The 4,248-nt window shown below is 72.3% G+C and carries 5 protein-coding genes; 2 read left to right on the top strand and 3 right to left on the bottom strand.

The features are described from left to right. Positions 1-273 precede the first annotated feature (273 nt). Positions 274-1,158: a DMT family transporter gene (locus AC32QD_RS16405; protein ID WP_492011586.1), complete on the bottom strand. Its 885-nt coding sequence runs from the start codon at positions 1,156-1,158 to the stop codon at positions 274-276. Positions 1,159-1,163: 5 nt separating this feature from the next. Further along, positions 1,164-2,819 carry an acyl-CoA dehydrogenase family protein gene (locus AC32QD_RS16400; protein WP_492011585.1) on the bottom strand — a complete coding sequence of 552 codons (1,656 nt, stop codon included), beginning with the start codon at positions 2,817-2,819 and terminating at the stop codon, positions 1,164-1,166. Between the two features lie 103 nt (positions 2,820-2,922). Here AC32QD_RS16400 and AC32QD_RS16395 point away from each other — a divergent pair, with 103 nt between their 5' ends. After that, the gene (locus AC32QD_RS16395) at positions 2,923-3,414 is read left to right on the top strand and encodes a hypothetical protein (RefSeq protein WP_492011584.1); all 492 of its coding nucleotides are present in this window, start codon (positions 2,923-2,925) and stop codon (positions 3,412-3,414) included. Positions 3,415-3,492: 78 nt separating this feature from the next. Then, positions 3,493-3,990: a GFA family protein gene (locus AC32QD_RS16390; RefSeq protein ID WP_492011583.1), complete on the top strand. Its 498-nt coding sequence runs from the start codon at positions 3,493-3,495 to the stop codon at positions 3,988-3,990. On the opposite strand, the gene AC32QD_RS16385 is transcribed toward AC32QD_RS16390, so the two are convergent. After that, a partial coding sequence (locus AC32QD_RS16385; RefSeq protein ID WP_492011582.1) for a putative 2OG-Fe(II) oxygenase occupies positions 3,978-4,248 on the bottom strand: 271 nt, incomplete at its 5' end. The two genes, AC32QD_RS16390 and AC32QD_RS16385, sit on opposite strands and share 13 nt — an antisense overlap.

The following is a 4,248-nucleotide window of genomic DNA, read 5'->3' as shown; positions in this document are numbered from 1 at the left end:
CTAGGCGCGTCAGCGCCGGATCGCGCGCGCCCGCCCCCGAGCACCCCCTTCCGCGGGCGCGATCCTCCTCTGCGAGGGCGAACGGTTCGGCCGGATAGGATCCCGCTCTGGCCGGGCGCGGGCGCGGGGTAGATCGGGGGGGTAGAGCGCAGCGGGGCCCTGCGGGTGGGCGGGGGTGCAGGAGGCCCCGGCTCGGGGGTCGGGGCCCATGGCTGGGTGGGGGAGCGCGAGGAGGCCCCGGCTCGGGGGCCGGGGCCCGTGGCGGGGGCGGGCTCAGTTGCGGCGCGCGATGGCTATGCCGGCGAGGATGGCCACGGCGGCCACGGCCAGGGGGGCGGTCATGCGCTCGCCCATGGCGGTGACGGCGGCGGCGAGCGCCACCAGCGGCTGGGCGAACTGGATCGAGCCGGCCCGCGCCGTGCCGCCATGCGCCAGCGCCCAGTACCAGCAGACATAGCCGATCACGGTGGAGAAAAGCGCCAGATAGGCGGCGGTGGCCCAGCCCAGCGGCCCGACCGCGGCCCAGTCGGTGGCGCCGAGGCGCAACGCGAGCAGCGGCAGCAACAGCACGCCGCCGAACGAGAGGCCCCAGAAGGTGGTGCTCCAGGTGCCGATGCGCGGCGACAGCCGGCTGCCGGCGACATAGCCGGCGGCGGCGACGGTGCAGGCGGCGAAGGTGAGCAGGTCGCCGCCGAGGCTGGCGCCGGGCTCGGCGAAGCCGAAGCGGGCGCCGACCAGGACCACCTCGCCCGCGAGCGCCAGCGCCGCGCCGCGCCACCACATGGCGCCGGGCAGGCGGCGCTCGACCGCGGCGCCGAACAGGCCGGTGAAGATCGGCAGCGCCGCCATGATCAGCGCGACATGGGCGGTGGTGGTCAGGCCGACGCCGAGGCTGAACAGGAGCGGGAAGCCGACGAAGCCCGAGCCCCCCGCGATGGCCAGGAGCCCCCACTCGCCGGCGGCGCGCGGCAGGGGCAGGCGCAGCGCCAGCGCCAGCGGCAGGCCCGGCGCCATCGCCAGGACGGTGCGCAGCATGCCCACGGTGAGCGAGTCGATCTCGCCCACGGCGAGCTTGGTCACCGCCGGGGTCAGGCCCCAGATGAGGACGGCGACGCCGGCGGCGCCGAGCGTCGCCGCCTGGAGGCGGGCGGGGGCCACGCGGCTCAGGCCGGCAGAGCGGCGGTGACGCGGCCGACCACGGCGGCGGTGTCCACCGCGGCGGGCAGCGCGCCGGTGGTGGCGCCGCGCTCGGCCGCGAGCCGCGTGGCGGCGAAGGCGTCGGCCACCGGCGCAGGGGCGTGGCGGATCATCAGGCTGGCCTCGAGCAGGCGCGCCAGCGTCTCGGTGAACCAGCGGGCCTCGGCCTCAGGCGGCCCTTTCGGCCAGCGGGCACGGGCCGCGGCGAGCGCCGCGTCGTAGCGCGGCTCGGCGCCCGTGGCGGTGTCGAGCTCGGCATCGAGCGCGTCGAGCGCCTGAGGCGCGCGGTCCAGCACACGCAGGACGTCGAGGCAGATGACGTTGCCCGAGCCCTCCCAGATCGAGTTGAGCGGCGATTCGCGGAACAGCAGCGGCAGCGGGCTTTCCTCGACGAAGGCCGAGCCGCCGAGCGCCTCCATGGCCTCGTAGATGACGAGCGGGCAGCGCTTGTTGGTGGCGTATTTCGCCAGCGGCACGGCGAGGCGGGCGAAGGCGCGGGCCTGATCGCTGGCGGCGCTCTCATCAAACGCGCGGGCGGTGCGCAGGCCAAGCGCGAGCGCGCCCTCCCAGTCCAGCGCCAGGTCGGCGAGCACGGCGAGCATCATCGGCTGCTCGATCAGGCGGCGCTGGAAGGCGGTGCGCCGCGCGCACCACCACAGCGCCTCGGCGAGTGCTGCGCGCATCAGCCCGGCCGGCGCCATGGCGGTGTCGAGCCGTGTGTGGTGGACCATCTCGAGGATGGTGCGCACCCCTGCCCCCTCCTCGCCCAGGCGCCGCGCATAGGTGCCGTCGTACTCGATCTCGGCCGAGGCGTTGGCGCGGTTGCCCAGCTTGTCCTTGAGGCGCATAAGCCGCAGCGGGTTGCGGTTGCCGTCGGGCGTCCAGCGCGGCACCACAAAACAGGTCAGCCCGCCCGGCGCCCGGGCCAGGGTGAGGAAGGCGTCCGACATCGGCGCGGAGCAGAACCACTTGTGGCCGGTGAGGCGCCAGGCGTCGCCATCGGGCCGGGCGCGGGTGGTGTTGGCGCGCAGGTCCGAGCCGCCCTGCTTTTCCGTCATCGCCATGCCGATGGTGGCGCCCGTCTTGTCGGGCGCGGGGCGCGAGGCCGGGTCGTAGCGGCGCGAGATCAGCCGCGGCGTCCACTCGGCGGCCAGTGCCGCGTCGTGGCCGAGCGCCGGGACGGCGGCGTAGTTCATGGTCATGGGGCAGCACACGCCGGGCTCGACCTGGGTCATCAGGTAGACCAGCGCGGCGTGGGCGACGTGGCCGCCCGGCGCGGCGTCCCGCTCCCATGGCAGCGCGGCGTAGCCCTCGGCCAGGCCGAGCCCCATCAGCGCGTGGTAGGCGGGGTGGAAGGCCACCTCGTCGATGCGCCGGCCGGTGCGGTCGAAGGCGCGGAGCTCGGGCGGGTTGCGATTGGCGAGCCGGCCGCGCTCGCGCCACTCGGCGCGGCCGAGCGTCGCGCCCACCGCGGCGAGCCCGGCGGCGTGGGCGGCGCCGCCCTCGCGCGTCACCGCGTCGGCGAGCACGGCGTCCTCGGCCCACAGGTCGATGTCGGCCCTGGGCTCGGGCTGGTTGAGGACCTCGTGGGTGGCGAGGTCGGCGCGGGGGCGAAGCGGCATGGGGGCCTCCCTCAGCTGGCGGCGGGACAGTCGAAGACTCAGCTAATGTGCCTTGCCTACCGTGTTAGTGTCATCCTGCGAGCATGCGACTCGGAGTGAAAGGATGAACACACTGCCCTTCTGGATTCAGGCCCTACAAGCGCTCTTGACGCCAGCTATCGCGATTGGCGTGGCTGTGGTCGCTTTCATGCAGTGGCACACCGCGCACCAACGACTCGTCCTGGCCCTTTTCGAGAGGCGCATGGATGTGTACCACCAAGTGCAAAGTCTCGTATCGAAGGTTAATGCCTCTGGCCAAGTCCATGATGATGGGCTCAAAGAACTTTTTTTGGCAATTGAAAATGCATCTTTTCTCTTTGGTCGAGACGTAGCCAGATATTTGGACGACATGCGTATCCAACTAATACGATTACTTGAGATTCAAGCCTCCAGAAATGGCGCTGACGTTGAGGGAAAAACGGAACTGTTTCAATCCATTACAGAATTCTATTCTGATGGCCCGGCGCTTTTTGGGCGCTACATGAGGATGCCCCACAAAAGCAGACGTAGTCCCATTGAATGGTTTTGTGACAAGCATAGGCAGCGATCAAAGTGAAACGGCTGGGTGCGCTGCGTGGCAATGTAGCGCGAGCCGGGCCGGCGGCGCGAGGGCCGCCTGCGCAGGGAGGACAGGATGGAGGCGGGGACGGTGCTCGAGGGCGGCTGCGCCTGCGGCGCGGTGCGCTATCGCATGGCGGGGCCGCCGCTGATCGTGCATTGCTGCCATTGCACATGGTGCCAGCGCGAGACCGGCTCGGCGTTTGCATTGAACGCAATGATCGAGGCCGAGCGGGTGACGGTGACGCGCGGCGCGCCCGCGCTGGTGGCGACGCCCTCGGCCAGCGGCCAGGGGCAGAGCATCGCGCGCTGCCCCGCCTGCCGGGTGGCGCTGTGGAGCCATTACGCGGGGGCGGGAGACCGGGTCGCCTTCGTGCGCGTGGGCACGCTGGACGCGCCGGGGCGGCTGGCGCCCGACATCCACATCTACACCTCGACCAAACAGCCCTGGCTGGCGCTGCCCGAAGGCGCACGGGCGGTGCCCGAATACTACCGCCGCAGCGAGGTCTGGTCCGAGCCGAGCCTGGCGCGCTGGCGGGCGCTCAGGGGCGAGGCGCCGCCTCAGGGCAGGTAGTCGTCGCGCCAGCGCAGCACCACGTTGAACGAGACCGAGATCCGGGCCTCACGGCTGAGGTTCACATGCACCAGGTGGTGCAGGAAGGCAGGCCAGAGCAGGAGCTCGCCGGCGACCGGCAGCAGGCGGTGCTCGGGGTCGACCTCGCCGTCGCCGCGGACCGCCAGCATGTTCGCCTGCGGGCGCGGGTCGAAGAAGCTGATGGCGTTGGGCGTGCGGTCCGAGCGGCCCTGGTCGGGCTCCTGCCCCGCGGGCACG

The sequence above is a fragment of the Thermohalobaculum sp. genome (assembly GCF_058622915.1).
This window is presented reverse-complemented; position numbering and strand designations above follow the sequence as displayed.

Bases quoted from the DNA above. Each gene is read 5' to 3' on its own strand.
- AC32QD_RS16400 (WP_492011585.1), bottom strand. From the start codon at position 2,819: ATGCCGCTTCGCCCCCGCGCCGACCTCGCCACCCACGAGGTCCTCAAC.
- AC32QD_RS16395 (WP_492011584.1), top strand. From the start codon at position 2,923: ATGAACACACTGCCCTTCTGGATTCAGGCCCTACAAGCGCTCTTGACG.
- AC32QD_RS16390 (WP_492011583.1), top strand. From the start codon at position 3,493: ATGGAGGCGGGGACGGTGCTCGAGGGCGGCTGCGCCTGCGGCGCGGTG.